Annotated in this window: 21 protein-coding genes; 16 read left to right on the top strand and 5 right to left on the bottom strand. The window is 63.6% G+C overall.

All coding sequences use genetic code 11. From position 1 onward, the window contains the following. The first annotated feature begins 63 nt into the window (after positions 1–63). From A9K66_RS18255 to A9K66_RS18245, 3 genes are all read left to right on the top strand, one after another. The gene (locus A9K66_RS18255; RefSeq protein WP_082953948.1) at positions 64–2214 is read left to right on the top strand and encodes a GumC family protein; all 2151 of its coding nucleotides are present in this window, start codon (positions 64–66) and stop codon (positions 2212–2214) included. Positions 2215–2234: 20 nt separating this feature from the next. Beyond that, complete coding sequence (locus A9K66_RS18250; protein WP_067326246.1) at positions 2235–3341, top strand: cellulase family glycosylhydrolase; 1107 nt, start codon at positions 2235–2237, stop codon at positions 3339–3341. A gap of 66 nt (positions 3342–3407) precedes the next feature. Then, positions 3408–4925 carry a hypothetical protein gene (locus A9K66_RS18245; protein WP_067326243.1) on the top strand — a complete coding sequence of 506 codons (1518 nt, stop codon included), beginning with the start codon at positions 3408–3410 and terminating at the stop codon, positions 4923–4925. 41 nt (positions 4926–4966) lie between these two features. Here A9K66_RS18245 and A9K66_RS18240 read toward each other — a convergent pair whose 3' ends face one another. Continuing rightward, positions 4967–5851: a hypothetical protein gene (locus A9K66_RS18240; RefSeq protein ID WP_067326240.1), complete on the bottom strand. Its 885-nt coding sequence runs from the start codon at positions 5849–5851 to the stop codon at positions 4967–4969. 505 nt (positions 5852–6356) lie between these two features. On the opposite strand from A9K66_RS18240, the gene A9K66_RS18235 reads away from it, so the two are divergent. From A9K66_RS18235 to A9K66_RS18225, 3 genes are read left to right on the top strand one after another with little or no spacing between them, the layout of a single operon-like run. Continuing rightward, positions 6357–6911, top strand: a complete 555-nt coding sequence (locus tag A9K66_RS18235) for a MaoC family dehydratase (RefSeq protein WP_067326237.1) — start codon at positions 6357–6359, stop codon at positions 6909–6911. Next, the gene (locus A9K66_RS18230; RefSeq protein ID WP_067326234.1) at positions 6908–8065 is read left to right on the top strand and encodes a CaiB/BaiF CoA-transferase family protein; all 1158 of its coding nucleotides are present in this window, start codon (positions 6908–6910) and stop codon (positions 8063–8065) included. The genes A9K66_RS18235 and A9K66_RS18230 overlap by 4 nt, the downstream gene beginning before the upstream one ends. Before the next feature lie 14 nt (positions 8066–8079). Beyond that, the gene (locus A9K66_RS18225) at positions 8080–9201 is read left to right on the top strand and encodes an extracellular solute-binding protein (protein WP_067327085.1); all 1122 of its coding nucleotides are present in this window, start codon (positions 8080–8082) and stop codon (positions 9199–9201) included. A gap of 25 nt (positions 9202–9226) precedes the next feature. Here the strand turns inward: A9K66_RS18225 and A9K66_RS18220 are convergent, their stop codons facing one another. Further along, positions 9227–10063: an amidohydrolase gene (locus A9K66_RS18220; protein ID WP_067327082.1), complete on the bottom strand. Its 837-nt coding sequence runs from the start codon at positions 10061–10063 to the stop codon at positions 9227–9229. 120 nt (positions 10064–10183) lie between these two features. Further along, positions 10184–10969 carry an IclR family transcriptional regulator gene (locus A9K66_RS18215; protein ID WP_067326231.1) on the bottom strand — a complete coding sequence of 262 codons (786 nt, stop codon included), beginning with the start codon at positions 10967–10969 and terminating at the stop codon, positions 10184–10186. A 156-nt stretch (positions 10970–11125) separates the two neighbouring features. Here A9K66_RS18215 and A9K66_RS18210 point away from each other — a divergent pair, with 156 nt between their 5' ends. The 10 genes from A9K66_RS18210 to A9K66_RS18165 all read left to right on the top strand — a co-directional run bounded on the left by A9K66_RS18210 (position 11126) and on the right by A9K66_RS18165 (position 20449). Further along, positions 11126–12439: a sugar ABC transporter substrate-binding protein gene (locus A9K66_RS18210; RefSeq protein WP_067326227.1), complete on the top strand. Its 1314-nt coding sequence runs from the start codon at positions 11126–11128 to the stop codon at positions 12437–12439. Between the two features lie 106 nt (positions 12440–12545). Next, positions 12546–13442, top strand: coding sequence for a sugar ABC transporter permease (locus A9K66_RS18205; RefSeq protein WP_067326224.1), 897 nt, complete (start codon positions 12546–12548; stop codon positions 13440–13442). Positions 13443–13444: 2 nt separating this feature from the next. Beyond that, positions 13445–14311: a carbohydrate ABC transporter permease gene (locus tag A9K66_RS18200; RefSeq protein WP_067326221.1), complete on the top strand. Its 867-nt coding sequence runs from the start codon at positions 13445–13447 to the stop codon at positions 14309–14311. Between the two features lie 4 nt (positions 14312–14315). Further along, the gene (ugpC, locus tag A9K66_RS18195; protein WP_067326218.1) at positions 14316–15413 is read left to right on the top strand and encodes a sn-glycerol-3-phosphate ABC transporter ATP-binding protein UgpC; all 1098 of its coding nucleotides are present in this window, start codon (positions 14316–14318) and stop codon (positions 15411–15413) included. A 2-nt stretch (positions 15414–15415) separates the two neighbouring features. Continuing rightward, positions 15416–16537: a mandelate racemase/muconate lactonizing enzyme family protein gene (locus A9K66_RS18190; RefSeq protein WP_067326215.1), complete on the top strand. Its 1122-nt coding sequence runs from the start codon at positions 15416–15418 to the stop codon at positions 16535–16537. A 2-nt stretch (positions 16538–16539) separates the two neighbouring features. Further along, the gene (locus tag A9K66_RS18185) at positions 16540–16869 is read left to right on the top strand and encodes an L-rhamnose mutarotase (RefSeq protein WP_067326211.1); all 330 of its coding nucleotides are present in this window, start codon (positions 16540–16542) and stop codon (positions 16867–16869) included. After that, entirely contained in the window at positions 16862–17935 is a 1074-nt protein-coding gene (locus tag A9K66_RS18180; protein ID WP_067326208.1) for a Gfo/Idh/MocA family oxidoreductase, read from the top strand. Before A9K66_RS18185 ends, A9K66_RS18180 begins: the two co-directional genes overlap by 8 nt. An 8-nt stretch (positions 17936–17943) precedes the next feature. Further along, on the top strand, positions 17944–18396 hold the full coding sequence (locus A9K66_RS18175) for a MaoC/PaaZ C-terminal domain-containing protein (RefSeq protein ID WP_067326205.1): 453 nt from the start codon (positions 17944–17946) through the stop codon (positions 18394–18396). 15 nt (positions 18397–18411) lie between these two features. Then, complete coding sequence (locus tag A9K66_RS18170; protein WP_067326202.1) at positions 18412–19143, top strand: SDR family oxidoreductase; 732 nt, start codon at positions 18412–18414, stop codon at positions 19141–19143. 13 nt (positions 19144–19156) lie between these two features. Then, entirely contained in the window at positions 19157–20449 is a 1293-nt protein-coding gene (locus tag A9K66_RS18165) for an L-fuconate dehydratase (protein WP_067326199.1), read from the top strand. A gap of 48 nt (positions 20450–20497) precedes the next feature. Here A9K66_RS18165 and doeB read toward each other — a convergent pair whose 3' ends face one another. Together doeB and doeA are read right to left on the bottom strand one after the other, a co-directional pair. Next, positions 20498–21499, bottom strand: coding sequence for a N(2)-acetyl-L-2,4-diaminobutanoate deacetylase DoeB (gene doeB, locus A9K66_RS18160; RefSeq protein ID WP_067326196.1), 1002 nt, complete (start codon positions 21497–21499; stop codon positions 20498–20500). A 5-nt stretch (positions 21500–21504) separates the two neighbouring features. After that, a complete protein-coding gene (gene doeA, locus A9K66_RS18155) occupies positions 21505–22683 on the bottom strand; it encodes an ectoine hydrolase DoeA (protein ID WP_067326193.1) in 1179 nt (392 codons plus the stop codon). Positions 22684–22701 lie beyond the last annotated feature (18 nt).

Here is a 22701-nt window from a genome sequence, read left to right as displayed (position 1 = left end):
TAATCCTTAATACTGTGGAGACGAGTGAGGTCGTGAAGTCGCGGCTCTCGACGAGGAAAATCGATGAAGCCAGCCAGTATCGACGAGCGCACTCTTACGCCGTTGTTCGACATAGGTGCAGTGTGGGCCATCCTTTGGACGCGACGCGTGATGGTGCTTGCCATCGCCGGCGCGGCAGTGCTGCTGGCGCTCTCCTATCTTGCGGTGACCAAACCAAGCTATACCGCAACGGCCTCGATACTGATCGACCCCCGCGACACGCGCGCGACCAATTTCAACAACGTGCTTCCGGGGATCGGCTCCGACAGCGCCGCTATCGCCAGCCAAGTCTTCGTCATCCAGTCGCCAGACCTGCTCGGCGCCGTCTTCAAAAGCCAGAAGCTCGACAGCGATCCGGAATTCGCCGGCGGCGGCCTTGCTTCACGTCTGTTCGGAGCCGGCGCCAGCGCGCCGCAGGACGCCGCCTTCAAGCGCTTCCAGAGCAAGGTTTCTGTCGAGCGCGAAGGGCTGACCTACGTCATCAATGTCAGCTTCACGTCGCCGTCGCCGGAAAAGGCCGCGCGCATCGCCAATGCCATCGTCGATCAGTACCGGGCAGGCCTGGTGGGAGAACGCGAGAGCGCCAACAGCGACGTGAATACGCTGCTCACGGACAGGATCTCCGGCCTGCAAAAGGACGTCAGCGACGCCGAGCGGACGGTCGAAGACTTCAAGACGAAACACAATATCGTCAATTCGACGGACGGCGGCACGCTGCAGTCGCAGCTCGATCAGCTGACGACGCAGCTGATCGCCGCCCAGGGCGACGCCGACCAGGCCAAGGACCGCTACAATCAGGCGCTGGCTGCGGGCAGTTCGCCGGCCGGGCTCGCCAAGCTTGCGGATATTCTTACCTCCACCTCGGCCATCAAATTGCGCGACGACTACAACCAGCGCGCCACCGAGCTTGCCAGCCTGCAAACCATGTACGGGCCGCGCCACCCGACCATCGGGCGGCTGCAGTCCGAGCTGGAGCGGTTGAAGCGGCTGATGTCCGCCGAGGCGGATCGCATAAGGCAGCAGTTGAAGGCCAGCTATGATCTCGCCGTGCAGAATGTCGGCAAGCTGCAGGACAAGCTCGAAGCCCTGCGCCAACAGTCGACGAACTCGAACATCGCGCAGGTACAGCTGCGGCAGCTGGAATCGAAAGCCCAGGCGGCGCGCGCCGTGCTCGACGACTATCTCAAGCGTGCACAGGAAACGTCGCAGATGCAGGGCGTGCAGACTTCCGAAGCGCGCAAGATCGGCGTGGCTTCGCCGCCTGTCCAGCCGACATGGCCGAAGCCGGTCCTGCTTCTCTTGGTGAGCGCCGTTCTGGGGCTCCTCGCCGGATGCGGCCTCGCTCTGGCGCTTGGTCCGGTCCCGCAGCCGCAAGAGGACCCGCAGGCGCCGAAGGCGGCCGTGCCGGAGCCGGTCGTGGACCGTAAGGACAGCGCGCCGGTCAGCCCCCGGCCATTGCCGATGCCAGCCAATTTCGGCGAGTACCGTCTGCCCGGCGTCGCCGGTGGGACCGCCTACTCAAACATCAAGGCGATCAGGAAACAGCTCTTCCAGACCGGAAACGAAACGCTGTCGCTCGCCGTCCTGAAGATCATGCGGCAGATGGTCTTGCACCTGAACGACCACGGCAAACCGTTCGTGATCCTCGTGTCTTCGATCCACAGCAGTTTCGAGGCAAGGATTGCGGGCGCGATGCTGGGCATCGGAATGCAACGAGCCGATCAGAACGTGCTGATGGTGGAAATTGGCGATCGTCTGTCCAGCGCGACGACAGGCGGCGCCGGATTGTTCATCGATGGCGCGACCGGTCTGCAGACTGTCGTGTGCAGCTCAGTGGCGGAAAAAAGTCCTGGCGTTGCCGATCGCAACTCGTTCCGTGGCATTCTGGCCGAAGCCGGGAGCGCGTTCGATTTCGTCCTCGTGATCGCGCCCTCGCTCAATGAGAACGGCTGGAATCCGGAGCTCTTCGCCAAAGCCGATCTTGCGCTTCTGGCGCTCAGCCCCTCCGAGCAGCCTTCGGAAGCCGCCAGGCTGCTCGCGCAAAAATTCGGTGCCGGCCAGATCGGCCGCAGTGCCACTCTTGTCGTCGCGGCGGAAAGCGCGCGGCCAGCCACGGCGATCGACAGTCCGCGAGCGGCCGGCGAGCAGCGCCGCAGCGCCACCGTTCGGGGCTAGACCGTGGAGGCGGTGCATCGATGACATCGCCGCCCAAGGTGTCGAGGCGACAGGCGCTGGCCTTTGCCGCCGGAGCCGTTTTCGCCGCCTCCCCTCTGCCGCAATCCGCTGCGCTCGCGACGGCCGGCCAAGTTCCGTCGCGCGGCTTCAACCTTCCCGGATGGCTCGACCGAAACGATGGGCTTGCTCCCGCCACGGCCACGCTTGAGAAGCTGCGCCAATCAGGCTTCGAAACGATCCGGCTGCCGGTCAACGGCGATCTCGTCTCCAGCGGCGACCCGGCAACGCTTCGCCGCATCCAGAACGGGATCAGGGATCTTGTCGGGCTGGGCTTTTCGGTCCTCCTCGACATGCATCCTTCTGGCGAGCTTGTAGGAGTTTTTCGAAACGATCCCGAGGCGGCTGCAGGAAGAGTGCTTCAGGCCTGGACGGCGTTGCGTGCCGTCGTTGCCGATCTGCCTGCGGAGTGGGTCTATCCCGAGCTGCTGAACGAGCCACCGATGGAACGGAGCGCCTGGCTGGCGCTGCGGGAACGGATCGCCGCGGCGCTGCGGGCGAAATGTCCGCGCCACACGCTGGTCTGGGGACCGGCACGGTTTCAGGGCATCTGGGAAATCGCCGACGCGCCGCCGCTCGCCGACGACAACCAGATTGCCGCCGTTCACTATTACGCCCCCTTGGCCTTCACCCACCAGTGCGAGACCTGGGATGCCTCGCCGCTCGCCCGCATCGCGGACCTGCCCTTTCCCGCAAGCAAGGGAATGGCCCAGGTGAGCCGGCTTATCTCCAAACTGCGGTCGGCCGGCGACGAAGAAGCCGCCAACCTCGTTGAAGAGGAATTGTCGGCGCCTTGGACGGCCGCGCGGATCGGCTCCGATTTTGCCGATCTGGCGCGCTGGTCCACCACCAACGGCTGCCCGGTCATGCTGAACGAATTCGGTGTGCTCAACTTCTGCGTGGATGCCGAAAGCCGCGCCTCCTGGGTGCGCGCCGTGCGCAAGGCGGCTGAAGCGAACCATGTGGCATGGACCTATTGGGAGCTCGATCAGGGCTTCGGCTTCATCAGGAGCAGGCAGAGCGTCGAGGGCTTCGACGGCTCGATGATTGCCGCGCTCCTTGGAGGTTAGGCCGGAAATGGACGACAGGCGCCATCTACGCTTGCTGGGATAAGTGACGAGCGGAGCGGATCAGCGATGAGCACGATGCAGGTCTCTTCGCCCGTCAGACTGGGTTTGCCGGGCAGGGATACGCCCGAAACCTTGCTGCATGTCGGCACGGCCTTGCTTGTCGTTGCGCTCGCCGTCTCCGCATTTGCCGTGTGGACGCCGTTCGGGATTGCCGCAACATTCGTGCTGACGCTGATCGTTTCGAACGCGATGCCGGCGGGCGTTCCGGTGCTGATCATCTGCGCCTTTCTCTTTCAGAACCTCGTGGTCGCCTGGTTCACCCCCTACATTCCCGACAACGACACGTTCGACGCGCTGCGCGGCACCAACTTCATCATCCTGATGACAGCGTTCGGCATTTTCCTGGCCGCCTCATTTCAGTACCGCGTCCGCGCGCTGACCGAGTTGCGCCCGTGGCTGCTGCTGAGCATGGTCCTGTGCGGAACGATTTGTTTCTATTTCGCTCTCGGCGTCGTGCATGGCGACCCCAAGGACGCGGTCGTCTATTTCCGCAACACGATCACGCCGCTCGCCTGCTTCCACGTCGCGGTCCTCGCCGCCAGCCTTTATCCCGTCGATCTGCGCAAGAGCATGCTGTGGCTCGGCGCCGGCGCGATCGTCTATGGCTATGCGGAACTGACCTTCACCATGGATTTCCTCGGACTGTTCCACGGCGACCAATATGTCGAGCGCAGCATCTCGCGGCAGGTCGAGACCGGCGTGTGGGAAAAAGCGCTTCAGGAAACCGGTTTCGTTTACCGTGGGATCGAAGACGTGATGACCACGACCTTCTTCAACACGCCCCTGTTCAACGACATCCTGCCAAGCGTCTTCCGCATCGGCGGCCCGAACTTCCATCCGATCAGCTATGCTTACGCCTTAAGCATCATTTCGGCCTGGCTGCTCTTCAAAGGACGATGGGTGCTGCCTCTCGCGGCTCTGCCGCTGCTGCTCGTCATCGGCTCCAAGGGCGCGACCTTCATGCTTTTCGTCGCAATTGCCGTGCGGCTGATCTACAGTCCCTCCCGCGCCGGTCTGGCGCTCATGGCCGCGATGGCCCTGGCCGTGGTCTGGACGACGGCGGCGATCGGCTATGGCGCCACCCATGGCGACTATCACGTCCTCGGTCTGATTGCCGGCATGCGCGATTTCCTGGCCGATCCGCTCGGCCAGGGCTTGGGTCTCGGCGGCAACCTGTCGAGCACCAGCATCAATCTCAACTGGCAAACCGCCCAGGCCGAAGGCGCCGCCTCCGTGCCGGTCGAGAGCGCGGTCGGTGTCATGCTTTACCAGATGGGCGTGGGGAGCCTCGTCTTCTTCGGCTTCCTGGCGGCGCTGGCCGTGGCATTGCGACGGCAGCTTATCCAGACCGGCGACCCGGATTTCCTGTTCGGCTTTGTCGGCATCGTCACCATTTCGGCCAATGCCGTATTACAGGAGGAGGCTTTCTACTCCCCTCTTGCCCTCGCCTTCTGTCTGCTGCTCGTGGGCGTCTCGCTGGGAACACGCTGGCACATGGCGGCAAGAGCCGAAGCGGCGGACTGACTTCGGATCGGCTGGGCTCCAGACCGGCTTCACGATTTCGTTCAGGAACCGAACAGCACCATTTCGGTGAACGTCAGGTCTCCCGGAGAAGGCGATTTCGGACCCTTGAAATACTTGATCCCCTTGTTCGGAAAATACCTGCCGGACAGACCGGGAACCGGGCCCATCGCATCGACGAGGCAAAGCAGCTGTCCGCGCCGCAGGAGAAAGCGGCCTACGACCCCGGCGCACCTGACCAGATGCGCGTGGGATCGGCAGTAGACGACCTGGCAGCACGACACGAGCCCATGCAATATCCGGCGCGGCTTCAGCACAAGCGGCAACGCCAGACCGTCGCAGACGCAGATCAGCGAAAGACAGCCCAACGCGGCGTGCTCGAGCAATATGTATCTTTCGTTGTCGGTGAGTTCAGCCATTTCGGCGAGGTCCGCATGGGCTTCCAACACCCGGTCCGGACGCGGCATACCATTCAGAATGGGCAAGAAGGCGATCTGTCCGCCGGAAAACAGGCGAAAACCGAAGGCTTTGTTGAGCCTCACTGTCCCGGGCGATGGAGAAATATTGGTGTAGACCACATTCTTGCGCAGGATAACCGTCGCGATCATCCGGCTGGCATAGGGCCGGAATTCCGCGTCCACGGACCAGCTCGAGAGATTGCAGCGGATTTCATCGCCTTCCAGGCTTTTGTGCTTGGCATAGAGCGTAAGCACCGCGCCGACGATCCGGCCCGACTTCTCCAGGACGAATCCATATCGCGGAAAATCGGCGACCGCTGGCCGCTGCGACAGGCGGGTCAGCGCTTCTATCCAATAGCTCCGGCTGCGCTCCGGAAACCCTCGGTGCAGGCAATCCGCCACGCCTTCCCAATCCCGCTCATCGAAGGGTCGGCAGCCGACACCGGGAGGGAATGCACCGAGAACCGCCATAAATCGACTCAAGAGAAAAGCACTGGATGTCGCCGAAGTCAGTATTATCCTTGGCGATCGATTACCAACGAATTGCATCGTCACAGAAGTCAATTTTACTGATCCGTTTGGCGATGCTACGTCACTCTGCGCCCGTGCAACCGACAAGCCAAGCTTTACAACCTTTTGGCAGTTAATGCTTGTACAATTAGCTAATATGTCTTCCCCGGGATTTCTCGCAAACCCGTCACATGGAGCCTGCTCTGCCCCAGCCCTAGCCCGCCGCGACCCCTTGCGCTGGAGTGCAAATGCATTCCGCCGCGAGGCACGGCCGAAGCGCTCGCTACGCTTTCACGCTGCCGGCGAGCCGGTTCTGCCAAGGCGCAAAATTTCTACCTGACCGGCTTGTGCCCCAATCTCATATGTGAATATAGTATTCACAAAAGAAGATTTGGAGGATCGATCGCGTCCGGCTCCGGCTTGCCGGAGCGGTGCGGCCATTCTCCCGGAGCGGACGAACAGCGCAATGACCAGCTTCCCGCCCACCGTCGGCGTCGCTTCGACCTGCCCTGCCGACATGCCGCCCGATCACGCCTTGCTGCCGGTATGGAATGCCGAAAACTGGTTCTATGAGGATTGGCCGATCGGCCAGAAAATCCGCTCGCTCCGGCGCACTATGGCCGAAGGCGACAGCCATCTCTTCAACACCCTGGTGCTCGACATCCACCCTTATGTGCAGGACCAGATGTTCGCCGAGCGCGAAGGTATCTTCGGCAAGCGCCTCGTGGCGGGCGCGTTCGTTTTCTCGGCCGGGCTCGGTCTAGTCGCCACCAACTGCGTCAATGCCTTTTCCTACGGCTATGACAAGCTCCGCTTCATAAAGCCGGTCTTCATCGGCGACACCATCTATTCGATCCGCACCAACATGGAAAAGAAGCCCCGCTACAAGGAAATGGGGCTGATCCGCGCCAGCTATGAAGTGTTCAAGGGCGTAGGCGAGCTGGTGCTCTACTGCGAGCATCTGCAGACGGTGAAATACAAGGACCCGGCCGACTTCGCCGGCAAGACGGAGAAGCAATGATGGCCGCCGACCTGCCGCTGTCCGGCCTTGTCGTCGTCGACATGAGCCAGTTCCTGTCGGGACCTTACTGCTCGCTGAGGCTCCTCGACCTCGGTGCCCGCGTCATCAAGATCGAGCGGCCCGATGGTGGCGACCTGTCGCGCCGGCTCTATCTCAGCGACACCGAGATCGGTGGTGATTCCACCATCTTCCACGCCATCAACCGTGCCAAGGAAAGCTTTGCGGTCGATCTGAAGAACGAGGACGACCTTAAAGCGCTGCGCGGGCTGCTCGCCAAGGCCGACGTGCTGATCCAGAACTTCCGGCCCGGCGTCATCGAGCGGCTCGGCCTCGATTACGAGCATGTGCGGACGCTCAATCCGCGCCTGGTCTACGCCTCGATCAGCGGCTATGGCGAGGAAGGCCCGTGGGTAAAGCGTCCGGGTCAGGACCTGCTTGCCCAGGCGCGCTCCGGCGTCATGTGGCTGAACGGCGACGAAGATCAGGGTCCGGTGCCGTTCGGCCTGGCAATCGCCGACATGCTGGCCGGCGCGGCCTGCGCGCAAGGCATCCTTGCAGCACTGGTCCGGCGCGGCATCACCGGCGCGGGCGGCCATATCGAGACCAGCCTCTTCGAGGCGCTGATCGACCTCCAGTTCGAGGTGCTGACGACGCATCTCAATGACGGCCGGCGGCTGCCGCGCCGTTCGTCGTTCCATAGCGCCCACGCCTATCTGGCGGCGCCCTACGGAGTCTATCCGGCCAAGGACGGCTTCCTGGCGATCGCCATGACGCCGATCCCGAAGCTCGCCGACCTGCTCGAGATCGAGGGGCTGGCGCCCTATCGCGACAAGCCGGCGACCTGGTTCACGGCGCGCGACGAGATCAAGGCGATCATCGCGCAGCGCATCGCGCAGACGTCGGTCGACGAATGGCTGGCGATCCTCGAGCCCGCCGACATCTGGTGCGCGAAGGTGCTGAACTGGAAAGAGGTGCTGGAAAGCGATGGCTTCAAGGCGCTCGACCTGCTGCAGACCGTGACGCGCGAGGACGGTGTTTCGATCGATACCACGCGGTCACCGCTCAGGATCGACGGCATGCGCGCCAAAGTCGAGCAGGCGGCGCCGCGCGTCGGCGAGCACAGCGCAAAAATCCGCAAGGAGTTCGGCCTGTGACGACACTCAAGGGCATGACCTGGAACCATCCGCGCGGCTATGATCCGATGGTCGCCTGCTCCCGGCTTTGGCGGGAAAAGACCGGCGTCTCTATCGAGTGGGAGAAGCGCTCGCTGCAGGACTTCGAGTCCTTCTCTGTCGAAGAACTCGCCCGCGCCTACGACCTGATCGTCATCGATCATCCGCATGTCGGCCAGATCACCGCCGAGAAGTGCCTGGCCCCGCTCGACGTGCCCGGCCGCGAGGCGGAGCGCGAAGCGCTGGCGAAGGCAAGCGTCGGCCGGTCCTATCCGAGCTACACTTGGCAGGACCGGCAATGGGCCTTTCCGATCGACGCCGCGACGCAGGTGCAGGCCTGGCGACCCGATTTGATAGACGCCGCGCCGAAGATCTGGACCGAAGTGCTGGAGCTTGCCCAGCGGGGCCGCGTGCTCTTGCCGCTCAGGCCGCCGCACTCGCTGATGTGCTTCTTCACGCTTGCCGCCGATCTCGGCCGGCCATGTGCAGTCGAAAGCCCGAGCGATCTGATCGATCCCGATACCGGCGAGACCGTCTTCGAAATGCTGCGTGAGATCGCGGCACTCCTCGATCCCGAGTGCCTGACGATGGATCCGATTGCGGTGTTCGAAAAGATGGCCGAGGCCGGCTCGCGCATCGCCTGCGCGCCGCTGATCTATGGCTACGTGCCCTATGCCACTGCAGGCTTCCGGCCGAACCGGCTCTTCTTTTGCGACATGCCGACTGTGGGCGGCAACGGCCCGGTCGGCTCCGCGCTCGGCGGCACCGGCATCGCCGTCTCGGCCTTTTCCGCTGCCGGCGAGGAAGCGATCGACTTCGCCTACTGGATCGCCAGCGGCGACGTGCAGCGCGGCCTCTATGCCGCCGCCGGCGGCCAGCCCGGCCATGCCGCCGCCTGGGAGGACGAAGCCGTCAATGCCGCGACGGGCGACTTCTACCGCGGCACGCGGGCGACGCTGGAAGGCGCCTGGGTGCGCCCGCGCCACGACGGCTACATGGCGTTTCAGCAGGCGGCGTCCGATCGCCTCAACGAGGGTCTTGCCGGCCGGCAGGACGCCCCCCGCGTCGTCGCCGACATCAATCGCCTGTTCCGGCAGAGCTTCGCGGCGCCCGGCTAATACAGTCGGGCATCGGCCTTGCGGCTCACAGCCGCCAGAGCTTCTTCGCGTTGCCGGAGAGCAGTTTCGCGCGCTCGGTTTCGCTCGCCCCGGCAAGGAGCGCGTGCGTCGCCGCTACCCAGCCGAGCAGCCCGCCACCGAGCGTGCAGACCGGCCAGTCGCTGCCCCACACGACGCGATCCCAGCCGAAGCTGCCGATCGTGTGCTCGACATAACGCCGCAGGGTCTCGACGGTCCAGCTCGCCGGATCGGCATAGGCGACGACGCCGGAGATCTTGCCGACGACATTGGGGCGCCGGGCGATCTCGGCGATCTGCTCGCGCCAGGGATGCTCGGCCTTGCCCCGGATGTCGGGCACGCCGCAATGATCGAGGACGAATTGCACGTCTGGCGCCAGATCGACCAGCGCGATCGCTTGGCTCATCTGTCGTGGCAGGACGCAAAGATCGAAGGTCAGCCCGCTGCCGGCGATGCGCCCGACGTTCTCGCGGAACAGAGCACCCTCGGAGACGTCGTCGGGCACGACATGCAGCACGCGACGGAATCCTTTGACAAATGGATCGCCCTTCACCTTGTCCAGCCAGTCGGCGAAGCCAGGTTCTTCCGGCCGGCACGACACGATCGCGCCCCGCACCAGGCTGCCCGGCTTCTTCGACAGTCCTTCGACAAGGGCTGTCTCGGCCGCGATATCGGCCGGGTGGACGTCGACTTCCATATGGAGCGCCAATTCTATGCCCGCGCGGCGCGCCTCGGTGGCGTAATCGTCGTGGGAAAAATCGCGGTCGAGGGCCGGCACGGCGGAAAGCCAGGGATAGCGTAGCGCCGCCCTGTCGATGAGATGCAGGTGCGTATCGACGATCATGGCTTCCTCCCTTGTCGAGCTATCCACGTGGCCCGAATTGCGCAGCGGCTTTTGCGCAAACGACATGCTTCAAACATCGTCTCGATCATTTCACGGGAGAATTCATCATTCAAATTAGAATTATTCCTGTGACCTCACATCCGACCCGGCGAGTTGGGACAGGCGGGCCGCTGCTGCCTGGAGCAGCGCGATGGTCCTGGTGATATCGGGCGCTGCCGGCGCGTTGACCAGAGTGATATAGGGTATGGTGAGCGCGGCGATGCCGTGCCCGTCGGAACCGAGCACCGGCGCCGACAGATTGTAGACGCCGGCGGTCTGCAGCGAAGCCATCATCTCGTAGCCACGATCGCGCACCTGGTCGAGGCGGGCGAAGAAGTCGGGCGACAACTTCATCTCCTCGTTGCTGCGCAAATGCTCGGCGATCATCATCTCGCGCTCTTCCGGCGAGCGGAAGGCCAGCAGCACATGTCCCGAGCCGGTGTCGAACAGGCTGATATGCGAGCCGACGCGGATCGAGATGCCCCAGTATCGCGGCGCTTCCTGCTGGGCAATGACCACGGCGCTGCCACGGTCGAACACGACGAGCTGGTTTGCCTGCCAGGAGGTCTCGGCCAGCTCGCGCATGATCGAGGTGGCGTAGGAGACCAGCCTGCGCACCGGTGCATGCAGCTGGCCAAGCCCGAAGAGCTTCAGCGTCAGCGAATAGCGGTCGCCGTCTGACCGGGTGACGTAGCCGCGTTTCACCAGACGGTCGAGCATCCGGTAAAATTCGTTCGGGCTGCGGTCGAGCCGCTTGGCGATCTCCGCCTGGGTCAGGCCGCCATCGACGCTGGCGAGCAGTTCCAGAATGTCCAGCCCTTTGTCCAGTGCCGGCGCGCGATAGCGGTCTTCCTCGTCGTCCTGCACCCGATGCCCTCTGGTGAATTCTGATCTTCATATACGCAAGACAGCCTTCATAGGGAAGAAGTTTCGGCTTGACGACCTATGAATAATTTGTTTGCATATGAATGAAGCATGGAGCTTCAGCCACGACGGCCTACAGCCGTTCCAGGGAGGATATTCATGAACAGACTGCTTTCCGGCGTCGCCGCCGGCGCATTGCTCATGGCATCGGGTGCGGTCTTTGCGGCCGACCTGCCGGGCAAGTTCACCGGCGTCACGATCGACGCCAAGCTGATCGGCGGCCAGCAATACGAAAAACTCTACGCGCGCATCGGCGAGTGGGAGAAAGCGACTGGCGCCAAGGTCAACGTCGTATCCAAGAAGAACCACTTCGATCTCGACAAGGAGATCAAGTCGGACATCGCCTCCAACTCGATCACCTGGTGCGTCGGCTCCAACCACACCTCGTTCGCGCCGCAATATCCGGGCATCTACACCGACCTCGCCAAGCTGCTGCCGAAGGAGGAGATCGACGCTTTCGTCCCGGCCAACATCGCCGCCGGCACGCTCGACGGCAAGCTGGTGATGCTGCCGCGCGCGCAGTTCGACGTCTCGGCGCTCTACTACCAGAAGAGCCTCTACCAGGACGAAGCCAAGAAGAAGGCCTACAAGGAGAAATACGGCGAGGAGCTCGCCCCGCCGGACACCTTCGACGAGATGGCCCAGCAGGCGGAATTCTTCGCCAGCCCGCCCGACTTCTACGGCACGCAATATGCCGGCAAGGAAGAGGCGATCAACGGCCGCTTTTACGAGATGCTGATCGCCGACGGCGGCGAATATCTCGACAAGGACGGCAAGCCTGCCTTCAACTCCGAGGCCGGCGTCAAGGCGCTCGACTGGTTCGTCAAGCTCTACAAGGCCAAGGCTGTGCCCGCCGGCACGACCAACTATTTGTGGGATGATCTCGGCCAGGGGTTCGCGTCCGGCACGGTGGCGCTCAACCTCGACTGGCCGGGCTGGGCCGGCTTCTTCAACGACCCGAAGTCGTCCAAGGTCGCCGGCAATGTCGGCGTCAAGGTGCAGCCGAAGGGCTCGTCCGGCAAGCGCTCGGGCTGGTCCGGCGCGCATGGCTTCTCGGTGACCGAAAGCTGCGCCAACAAGGAGGCCGCCGCCTCGCTCGTCTGGTGGCTGACCAACGAGGACAGCCAGAAGCTGGAAGCCGCGGCCGGCCCGCTGCCCACCCGCACCAAGGTGTGGGAATGGGACCTCGAGCAGGCCAAGTCCGATCCTTACAAAACCGAAGTGCTGCAGGCCTTCCAGGAAGCCGCCAAGAACGCCTTCCCGGTGCCGCAGACGCCGGAATGGATCGAGATCTCCAACGCGGTCTATCCCGAACTTCAGGCCGCCATCCTCGGCGACAAGACCTCCAAGCAGGCGCTCGACGACGCTGCCGCCAAGGCGACGCAGATCCTCGAGGACGCCGGCAAGCTCTAAGGACTATCCTCCCAGCGGCGCCGGTCTTCGCGACCGGCGCCGCTTTGACCGAGGCGGCCGCCCTGCGATTGGATCGCCGGCCGTGCAAACAATTTTGGGACTTTGCATGAGGGCTAAGCGGCTTTCCGCGCCAACGCTTCTTCTGCTGCCGGCCGTGCTCGTTCTGGCGGCCGTGGTGGTCGTGCCGCTCTGCCTGTCATTCTATTCTAGCTTCACGCCGTTCAGGCTGACGCGGCCGGAAACCTTCTTCACCTTCATCGGCCTGCGCAACTATCGCAACATTCTGTCCGACGCGAATTTCTGGTGGGCCTTCGGCCGCACCGTGCTCCTGCTCACCATCGCGCTCAATCTCGAAATGCTGCTCGGTCTCGGCCTCGCGTTGCTGGTCGAGAAGGCGAGCCGCGGCCAGCGGCTGCTGCGCACCATCATGATGTTCCCGATGATGTTCTCGCCGATCCTGGTCGGCTTCCAGTTCAAGTTCATGTTCAACGACAACATCGGTTTGGTGAACAACGCGCTGCAGTCGCTAGGCATCACGCGGGACGCCATTCCCTGGCTGATCGAAGGCCATCTCGCCTTCATCGCCATTTCAGTCGCGGAGATCTGGTCGTCGACCTCGATCTTCGCGATCCTGATCCTCGCCGGCCTGCTCGCCATGCCGAAGGAGCCGATCGAAGCGGCGCGCGTCGACGGCTGCACGCCGTGGCAAACCTTCCGCTATGTGACCTGGCCCTTCATCATGCCCTTCGCCTATATCGCCATGACCATCCGCTCGCTCGACGTTGCGCGCGCCTACGACATCGTCAAGATCATGACCGATGGCGGCCCGGCCGGTCGCACGGAACTGTTGTGGACGCTGGTTGCGCGCACCGCATACAGTGACGCGCGCATGGGCGTGGCCAATGCGATGGCCTATTTTTCGATCCTGCTGTCGATCGTCTTCACCGTCTATTTCTTCAAGAAGCTCGCCGCGGCGCGGACCCAGATCGGCGCGGAGTGGTGAGGATGGACGCCAACGCATCCGCCAGTCTGCAGCGCCGCGCCGGCGTCGTCGCCCACCGCGTCGGCCTGTTCCTCGCCATGCTTTTGATCTGCCTGCCCGGCATCTGGATCGTGCTGTCCTCGCTGCGGCCGACGGTCGAGATCCTGGCCAAGCCGCCGGTCTGGATCCCGCAGCAGGTCTCGCTCGATGCCTACGTCGCCATGTTCAGCGGTGTCGGCAAGGGCGGCATTCCCGTCTTCGACTATTTCCGCAATTCCCTGATCATCTCGGTGACCTCGACCGTCATTGCCATCGCCATCGGTATGGCCGGTGGCTACGCTTTCGCTCGCTACCGGTTTCGTGGCAAGTCGGCGATGTTCCTCGGCCTGATGCTGACCCGCACCGTGCCCGGCATCGCGCTGTCGCTGCCGCTGTTTTTCGTCTATGCGCGGCTCGACATCATCGACACGCATTTCGGCCTGATCCTCGCCTATGTCGCGCTCAATGTGCCGTTCACCATCTGGCTGATCGACGGCTTCTTCCGCCAGGTGCCGAAGGATCTCGCCGAGGCCGCGCAAATCGACGGCTGCACGCGCTGGCAGGCCTTCTGGCAGGTCGAGTTTCCACTCGCCGGGCCAGGCATCGCGTCGGCCGGCATCTTCGCCTTCCTTACCTCCTGGAACGAATTCGCGCTCGCCTCGCAGCTGACGCGCTCGATCAATTCCAAGACGCTCCCCGTCGGGCTGCTCGACTACACCGCCGAATTCACCATCGACTGGCGCGGCATGTGCGCGCTGGCGGTGGTGATGATCATCCCGGCGCTGCTCCTTACCTTCATCGTCCAGAAACACCTCGTCGGGGGCCTGACTTCCGGCGCGGTGAAAGGTTGATCCGATGGCGATTGTCTCGCTCAAGAAACTGACCAAGCGTTACGGCAATATGGAGATCGTGCACGGCATCGATCTCGATGTCGCCGACCGCGAATTCATCGCGCTAGTCGGGCCGTCCGGCTGCGGCAAGTCGACCACGCTGCGCATGATCGCCGGGCTGGAAGACATCTCCGGCGGCACGATCAAGATCGGCGACCGCATCGTCAACGATCTGCCGCCGCGTTCGCGCAACATCTCGATGGTGTTCCAATCCTACGCGCTTTATCCGCACATGACGGTCCGCGAAAATCTCGGCTTCTCGCTGAAGATCGCCGGCGCGCCCAAGGAAGAGATGGACCGTCGCGTGGCCGAGGCCTCGGCCATTCTCGGCCTCGACGCGCTGCTCGAGCGCCGCCCCTCCCAGCTTTCCGGCGGCCAGCGCCAGCGCGTCGCCATGGGCCGCGCCATCGTGCGCGATCCGGACGTCTTCCTGTTCGACGAGCCGCTCAGCAATCTCGACGCCAAGCTGCGCACGCAGATGCGCACCGAGATCAAGAAGCTGCACGCCAAGGTGAAGTCCACGGTTATCTACGTCACCCACGACCAGGTCGAGGCGATGACGCTCGCCGACCGCATCGTCATCATGCGCGACGGCAACATCGAGCAGGTCGGCACGCCGGACGAGGTCTTCCAGCGGCCGGCGACACGCTTCGTGGCGGGCTTCATCGGCTCGCCGCCTATGAACCTGCAGGAGGCGACCGTGGACGACGGCAAGATCGTCTTTTCCGGCGGACAGAGCCTGCCGCTGCCCGGCCGCTTCAAGGCCAAGGTGAACGCCGGCGACAAGGTAGTGTTCGGCCTGCGTCCCGATGACCTCTACCCCGTGGGCCACGGCCTGCATTCGGGCGATGCCGCTGACGTCCACGAGATCGAGCTGCCGGTGACGGTGACCGAGCCGCTCGGCAACGAGACGCTGGTGTTCGCCGAATTCGACCGCCGCGACTGGGTTTCGCGGATGCTGAACCCGAGGCCATTGCGGGCGGGCGATCGCGTGGCGATGAGCTTCGACCTGTCGCAGGCGCATCTCTTTTCCGCGGAAACCGGCAAATCCTTGAGGGCCTGACGATGGCGAAGATCGAGAAAGTCGAGCTTGCAATGGTTGATCTGGTGCCGAAGGTGAAGCGCACCGACGCCATCCAGAGTTTCGTCAGCCAGGAGACGCCGATCGTCACCATCACCGACGTCGACGGGGCGGTCGGCATCGGCTACAGCTACACGATCGGCACCGGCGGCTCTTCGGTGATGCGGCTTCTGGCCGACCACCTCGCGCCGCGCCTGATCGGTGAGGATGCCGACCGGATCGAGGCGATCTGGCACGATCTCGAATTCGCCACGCACGCCACCACCATCGGCGCTATCACGGCCATCGCGCTCGCCGCCATCGACACTGCGCTCTGGGACCTTCGGGCGAAGAAGCAGAAGCTGCCGCTCTGGAAGCTCGCCGGCGGCGCCAAGGACCGCTGTCCGCTTTACACCACCGAAGGCGGCTGGCTGCACATCGAGACTGAAGCGCTTGTCGAAGATGCGCTGGCCGCCAAGGCGAAAGGCTTTACCGGCTCGAAGGTCAAGATCGGCAAGCCGCACGGCGCCGAGGATTTTGCCCGGTTGTCGGCCGTGCGCAAGGCGGTCGGCGACGGCTATGAGATCATGACCGACTGCAACCAGGGTTTTACTGTCGACGAAGCCATCCGGCGCGCCGAGCGGCTGCGCGATCTCGATCTCGCCTGGATGGAGGAACCTCTGCCGGCCGACGACATAGACGGCCATGTGCGGCTATCGAATTCGACCGCGACGCCGATCGCCGTCGGCGAGTCACTCTATTCGATCCGCCATTTCCGCGAATATATGCAGAAGGGCGGCTGCAACATCGTCCAGGTCGATGTCGGCCGTATCGGCGGCGTCACGCCTTGGCTGAAGGTGGCGCATATGGCGGAAGCCTTCGACATGCCGATCTGCCCGCATTTCCTGATGGAACTGCATGTCAGCCTGGCCTGCGCGGTGCCGAACGGCAAATATGTGGAATATATTCCGCAGCTGGATGAGTTGACGGGCAAGAAGATGGTGATCGAAAACGGCCACGCGCTGGCGCCGGACGAGCCGGGCCTCGGCATCGACTGGGATTTCGATGCGATCAGGGCCCTGAGCATCGCCGAATTCAGCATCACCGTCACGGAACGGAGGAACTGAGAATGCAGCGAATTGGCATGGTGCTTGGCCTGAAGCCGGAAAAGGTCGAGGAATATGTGCGCCTGCACGCCGCCGTCTGGCCGGACGTGCTCGAGATGATCGCCGCCTGCAACATCAAGAACTACTCGATCTACCTCAAGCGGCCGGAGAACCTGCTGTTCTCCTATTTCGAGTATCACGGCACCGACTATGCCGCCGACATGGCCAAGATGGCCGCCGATCCGAAGACCCAGGAATGGTGGTCGGTCTGCATGCCATGCCAGGAACCCTTGCCGACAAGGCAGGAGGGCGAGTGGTGGGCGACGATGGATGAAGTCTTCCACCATGACTGATGCCTTCGATCCCGCCTCGCTGGCGCAATCCTGGCCAAGGCCTGCAAAGCCGCGTCCGATCGTCACCTTCGGCGCCGGCTCGATCGTCGGCGATGCGCATTTCCCGGCCTATCGCAAGGCTGGTTTTCCAATGGTGGGTCTCTACGATCCGGACCAGGCCAAGGCTCGGAAACTGGCCGAACAATGGGGCGTGACGGCATTCGGCTCGGTGGACGAGGCGGCCGCCGTCAAGGATGCGATCTTCGATCTCGCAACGCCGCCCGGCCGGCACGCCGAGGTGCTGAAGGCCCTGCCCAACGACGCGGTCGCATTGATCCAGAAGCCGATGGGCAACTACCTTGGCGAGGCAACCGAGATCCTTGAAATCTGTCGCGCCAAGAAGCTCAAGGCTGCAGTGAATTTCCAGCTTCGCTTTGCGCCGATGATGCTGGCGCTGAAGGACGCGATCGCCAAGGGCTGGCTTGGCGAGGTCGTCGACTTCGATGCCTGGCTGGCGCTCGCAACGCCGTGGCAGCTCTGGGAATTCCTGCTTACGGCGCCGCGTGTCGAGATCGCCATGCATTCGATCCACTATCTCGACCTGATCCGGCAGCTTCTCGGCGACCCGAAGGGCGTGCATGCCAAGACGCTCGGCCATCCCAATCACAAGGTCGCGCAGACCCGGACAAGCGCCATCCTCGACTATGGCGACACGGTGCGCTGCGCGCTCTCGATCAATCACGATCATAAGTTCGGACGGCGGCATCAGGCCTGCGAGTTCCGTATCTGCGGCACCGAGGGCGCCGCCTACGTCAAGCTTGGCCTCAATCTCGACTATCCGCGCGGTGAGCCCGACGTGCTGGAAATCCACCCTAAAGGCGGCTCCGATTGGGTCGGCGTGCCGCTCACCGGCGAATGGTTCCCCGACGCCTTTGTCGGGCGCATGGCCAATGTGCAGCGCTTCGCCTCCGGGGAAGACAAAGAGCTGGTCAGCTCCGTCGAAGATGCCTGGAACACCATGGCACTGGTGGAAGCCGCCTATCGTTCGAGCGCCGCGCCGGCGACGCCGCTCACCGCAAAACCGTAAGGAACGGCATGGAACAGGTCACCTATTTCGACGACTACGAGATCGGCTCGTCGCGGCTGACCAGCGGCCGCACCATCACCGAGACCGACTTTGTCGTCCATGCCGGCCACACCGGCGATTTCTTTCCGCATCACATGGACGCCGAGTTCATGAAGACGACGCCCTTCGGCCAACGCATCGCGCATGGCACGCTGGTGTTCTCGGTCGGCGTCGGCCTGACCGCGAGCGTCATCAACCCGGTCGCCTTCTCCTACGGTTATGACAGGCTGCGCTTCATCAGGCCGGTCTTCATCGGCGACACGATCCGCACGCGCACGACGATCGCCGCGAAGGAAGACGATCCGAAGCGGCCGGCCTCCGGGCGCGTCATCGAACGCGTCGAGGTTTTGAACCAGCGCGACGAAGTCGTGCTGGCCGCCGATCACATCTATATCGTCGAGCGGCGCCCCCGGCTCGGCTGAAGATGGAGACACAACATGGCTGATCTGACAGGCAAGGTGGTGGTCGTAACGGCCGCTGCGCAAGGCATCGGTCGGGCTAGCGCGTTGGCTTTCGCCAAGGCTGGCGCGATCGTCCACGCCACCGACATCAATGAAGCGGCGCTGGCCGATCTCGGCGGCCACAAAGGCATCGTCAGTCGCAAGCTCGACGTGCTGAACGACGACGCCGTGAAGGCCGCCTTCGCCGAAATCGGCCGCGTCGATGTGCTTTTCAACTGCGCCGGCTTCGTCCACTCCGGCTCGATCCTGGAGATGAAGGACGAGGACCTCGACTTTGCCTTCAACCTCAATGTGCGCGCCATGATCCGCACTATCCGCGCCGTGCTGCCCGGCATGCTGGAGCGCGGCGATGGTTCGATCATCAACATGGCATCGGTCGCCGGCGCCCCGAAAGGCGTGCCCAACCGCTTCGCCTATGGCGTGACCAAGGCGGCCGTGATCGGGCTGACCAAGTCGATCGGCGCCGACTATGTCGGCACAGGCATTCGCTGCAACGCGATCTGCCCCGGCACGGTGGAGAGCCCCTCGCTCGAAAGCCGCATGCGGGCGCAAGGCGACTATGAGGCCGCCCGTGCCGCCTTCATCGCCCGCCAGCCAATGGGAAGGTTGGGCACGGCGGAGGAGATCGCCGATCTTGCCGTCTATCTCGCCGGCGCCACCTATACCACCGGGCAGGCCTATAATATCGACGGCGGCTGGTCGATCTGATGAGGCACCGAGCATGACCAGCATTACCGATCTTCGCGTCTTCGATCTGCGCTTCCCGACGTCGCAGAGCCTCGACGGGTCGGACGCGATGAATCCGGACCCCGATTATTCGGCCGCCTATGTCATCCTCGACGCCGATAGCGAGGGGCTCAGCGGCCACGGGCTCACCTTCACCATCGGCCGGGGCAACGAGATCTGCTGCGCGGCGATCGAGGCGCTGCGCCATCTTGTTGTCGGGATCGACTTGGACTGGGTCAAGCAAGATCCCAGCCGCTTCTGGCATCACGTGACCGGCGACAGCCAGTTGCGCTGGATCGGCCCGGACAAGGGCGCCATGCACCTCGCCGTCGGCGCGGTTGTCAATGCGGTCTGGGATCTTTGGGCCAAGCAAGCCGGCAAGCCGGTCTGGCGTCTGGTCGCCGAGATGAGCCCGGAAGAGATCGTGCGCATCGTCGACTTCCGCTATCTCACCGATGCGATCACGCCGGCCGAAGCGCTGGAGATCCTGAGGAAGGCCGAGGCCGGCAAGGCCGAGCGCATCGCCACCCTCGAGCGCGAAGGCTATGCCTGCTATACCACATCGGCCGGCTGGCTCGGCTATCCCGACGACAAGCTGAGGCGCCTCTGCCAGGAAGCAGTCGACGAGGGGTTCAATCACATCAAGCTGAAGGTCGGCCGCGATCGCGCCGACGACATCCGCCGTCTCAGGATCGCCCGCGAGGTGATCGGTCCGGACCGTTACCTGATGATCGACGCCAACCAGGTCTGGGAGGTCGACCAGGCGATCGACTGGCTGCGCCATCTTGCCTTCGCCAAGCCCTTCTTCATTGAGGAGCCGACCAGCCCGGACGATGTCGCCGGCCATGCCAAGATCCGCAAGGCGGTGGCGCCGATCAAGGTTGCGACCGGCGAGATGTGCCAGAACCGCATCATGTTCAAGCAGTTCATCGCCGGCGGCGCGATCGATATCGTGCAGATAGATTCCTGCCGCATGGGCGGCCTGAACGAGGTGCTGGCCGTGCTTTTGATCGCCGCCAAGTTCGGCTTGCCGGTATGGCCGCATGCCGGCGGCGTCGGCCTGTGCGAATATGTCCAGCATCTGTCGATGATCGACTATATCGCGGTGTCGGGCACCAAGGATGGAAGGGTGATCGAATATGTCGATCACCTGCACGAGCATTTCCTCGAGCCCTGTGTCATTGAGAATGCGGCCTACATGCCGCCGACGGCGCCGGGCTTCTCGATCGAGATGAAGCCGGACTCGATCGCCGCCTACCTACATTCCACAGTTGAATGCGAGCCGTAACGCAGGTGGCCTTGGCGGCGTTACGGCGTCGCTTCTACCTGGCGCGCTTCAGTCAACCTCGACGGCAAGCACCGCGACACAATCTCCGGCCTTGACGAGGCCGGGGAAATGGCGCGCGGCCAGGAGCCCTGACATCCTGGCCTTGATCTCCTGGGGCGCGGTGCCGGTGCGACCGGTCGAATGGATGCGCGCCACGACCTGGCCTTCCTCCACCTTCTCGCCGAGATCGATCATGGTCTCGATCATGCCCTCGTCTTCGGCAAATGCAAAGCAGTCGCCCGAAGGCATGTCGAGCCATTGGGTTTGGCTCTTCTCGACGGCGCCATCAACGATGCCGGCATGGCGAAGCACATTGAGGATGCCGCGGCGGGCGATGCGCACCGTCACAGCTCGGGCCGTCCCGCCACCGCCGAGCTCGGTGGTGACGAAGACCTTGCCCATCTGCTCGGCCGCGGTGTCATACATGCCAACGGTATCGATTTCGGTCATGCGCATCGAGAACGGAGCCGAAAAGGCCTTGACCGCGGCGAAGGCCTTTTTCTCCTGCTCCTTGTCCGGCAGCGTATGCGCGGCGCAGAACGGCACGAAGTCCAGCGTCTTTCCGCCGGAGTGGAAGTCGAACACGATGTCCGCCCACGGCAACAATTCGCGCTGGAAATAGTCGGCGATCTTTTCCGTCACGGTACCGTCTGGCCGGCCAGGAAAGCTGCGGTTCATGTTGCCCTTGTCGATCGGCGAGGTGCGGCTGCCGGCGCGGAACGCCGGATAGTTCATCGCCGGCACGATGATGACGGTACCGGTGACATCCTTCGGGTCGAGCGTGCGAGCGAGCTCGTAGAGCGCCAGCGGGCCTTCATATTCGTCGCCGTGATTTCCCCCGGTGAGCAGCGCCGTCTGCCCCTTGCCGTTGCGGACGACACAGATCGGAATCATCACCGACCCCCAGGCGGAATCGTCGCGGCTGTAGGGCAGGCGCAGGAAGCCGTGCTGGACACCGTCGCGCTCGAAATCGACCGTCGGCGTGATCGGCGAAGGAGGCAGAGCTGACATCGGGCTCAATCCTTGACGAACAGCTTGCGCGGCACATTGGCCAGGCACTCGACGCCGGTCTTGGTGATCAGGATCGATTCGGTGATTTCAAGTCCCATTGTCTCGAGCCACAGACCCGTCATGAAATGGAAGGTCATGCCGGGCTTGAGCTCGGTGCGATCGCCGGGGCGCAGGCTCATCGTGCGCTCGCCCCAATCCGGCGGATAGGAAAGACCGATCGAGTAGCCGGTGCGGTTGTCCTTGACGATGCCGTACTTCTTCAGCACGGCGAAGAAGGCATTGGCGATGTCCTCGCAGGCATTGCCCGGCTTGGCGGCGGCAAGGCCCGCCTCCATGCCCTCGAGCGTCGCCTTCTCGGCGTCGAGGAAGGCTTGCGTCGGCTTGCCAAGGAAGACGGTGCGCGACAGCGGGCAGTGGTAGCGGTTGTAGCAGCCGGCGATCTCGAAGAAGGTGCCCTCGCCCGCCTTCATCGGCTGGTCGTCCCAGGTGAGATGCGGCGCCGAGGCGTCGGCGCCCGATGGCAAGAGCGGCACGATCGCCGGATAGTCGCCACCGATGCCCTCAACGCCGCGCGTGCCGGCATCATAGATTTCGGCGACCAGATCGCATTTGCGCATGCCGACCTCGATCTTGTCGACGATACGCTGATGCATGGCCTCGACGATGCGGGCGGCCTTGCGCATATAGTCGATCTCGGTCGGGCTCTTCACGGCGCGCCGCCAGTTGACCAGAGCGGTGGCGTCGACGAAGCGGGCGTTGGGCAGGTGCTTCTGCAGCGAGGCGAAGGCCGCCGCCGAGAACCAATAGTTGTCCATCTCGACGCCGATGGTCAGCTTGTCCCAGCGGCGATCGGCAAGCACGCTGGCGAGATAGTCCATCGGGTGCCGCTCGGTCGACTGCACGTAGTGGTCGGCGTAGCCAATGATGTTGTCATGCGCGAGATAGGCGGTGCGCTTGGCGCCGTTGGCGTCCTGGCCGCGGCCATACCAGACCGGCTCGCCCGAAGGCGGCACGATGACCGCCTGATGCACATAGAAGGACCAGCCGTCATAGCCGGTCAGCCAGGCCATGTTGGAGGGATCGCTGACGATCAGCAGATCGACCCGCTTGGCCTCCATGGCTTTCCGCGTCTTGGCAAGGCGATCGGCAAATTCGCTTCGCGAGAATTTCAGGTTTGGCTGCATTTTGTTGGTCCTCGTTTG

Origin of the sequence: Mesorhizobium sp. AA23 (assembly GCF_001672435.1) — a bacterium.
Lineage (GTDB): Bacteria > Pseudomonadota > Alphaproteobacteria > Rhizobiales > Rhizobiaceae > Mesorhizobium.
Note: the sequence above shows the minus strand (reverse complement) of the source record. Positions and strands in the feature narration are given on the sequence as shown.

Bases quoted from the DNA above. Each gene is read 5' to 3' on its own strand.
- A9K66_RS18255 (WP_082953948.1), top strand. From the start codon at position 64: ATGAAGCCAGCCAGTATCGACGAGCGCACTCTTACGCCGTTGTTCGAC.
- A9K66_RS18250 (WP_067326246.1), top strand. From the start codon at position 2,235: ATGACATCGCCGCCCAAGGTGTCGAGGCGACAGGCGCTGGCCTTTGCC.
- A9K66_RS18245 (WP_067326243.1), top strand. From the start codon at position 3,408: ATGAGCACGATGCAGGTCTCTTCGCCCGTCAGACTGGGTTTGCCGGGC.
- A9K66_RS18240 (WP_067326240.1), bottom strand. From the start codon at position 5,851: ATGGCGGTTCTCGGTGCATTCCCTCCCGGTGTCGGCTGCCGACCCTTC.
- A9K66_RS18235 (WP_067326237.1), top strand. From the start codon at position 6,357: ATGACCAGCTTCCCGCCCACCGTCGGCGTCGCTTCGACCTGCCCTGCC.
- A9K66_RS18230 (WP_067326234.1), top strand. From the start codon at position 6,908: ATGATGGCCGCCGACCTGCCGCTGTCCGGCCTTGTCGTCGTCGACATG.
- A9K66_RS18225 (WP_067327085.1), top strand. From the start codon at position 8,080: ATGACCTGGAACCATCCGCGCGGCTATGATCCGATGGTCGCCTGCTCC.
- A9K66_RS18220 (WP_067327082.1), bottom strand. From the start codon at position 10,063: ATGATCGTCGATACGCACCTGCATCTCATCGACAGGGCGGCGCTACGC.
- A9K66_RS18210 (WP_067326227.1), top strand. From the start codon at position 11,126: ATGAACAGACTGCTTTCCGGCGTCGCCGCCGGCGCATTGCTCATGGCA.
- A9K66_RS18205 (WP_067326224.1), top strand. From the start codon at position 12,546: ATGAGGGCTAAGCGGCTTTCCGCGCCAACGCTTCTTCTGCTGCCGGCC.
- A9K66_RS18200 (WP_067326221.1), top strand. From the start codon at position 13,445: ATGGACGCCAACGCATCCGCCAGTCTGCAGCGCCGCGCCGGCGTCGTC.
- ugpC (WP_067326218.1), top strand. From the start codon at position 14,316: ATGGCGATTGTCTCGCTCAAGAAACTGACCAAGCGTTACGGCAATATG.
- A9K66_RS18190 (WP_067326215.1), top strand. From the start codon at position 15,416: ATGGCGAAGATCGAGAAAGTCGAGCTTGCAATGGTTGATCTGGTGCCG.
- A9K66_RS18185 (WP_067326211.1), top strand. From the start codon at position 16,540: ATGCAGCGAATTGGCATGGTGCTTGGCCTGAAGCCGGAAAAGGTCGAG.
- A9K66_RS18180 (WP_067326208.1), top strand. From the start codon at position 16,862: ATGACTGATGCCTTCGATCCCGCCTCGCTGGCGCAATCCTGGCCAAGG.
- A9K66_RS18175 (WP_067326205.1), top strand. From the start codon at position 17,944: ATGGAACAGGTCACCTATTTCGACGACTACGAGATCGGCTCGTCGCGG.
- A9K66_RS18170 (WP_067326202.1), top strand. From the start codon at position 18,412: ATGGCTGATCTGACAGGCAAGGTGGTGGTCGTAACGGCCGCTGCGCAA.
- A9K66_RS18165 (WP_067326199.1), top strand. From the start codon at position 19,157: ATGACCAGCATTACCGATCTTCGCGTCTTCGATCTGCGCTTCCCGACG.
- doeB (WP_067326196.1), bottom strand. From the start codon at position 21,499: ATGTCAGCTCTGCCTCCTTCGCCGATCACGCCGACGGTCGATTTCGAG.
- doeA (WP_067326193.1), bottom strand. From the start codon at position 22,683: ATGCAGCCAAACCTGAAATTCTCGCGAAGCGAATTTGCCGATCGCCTT.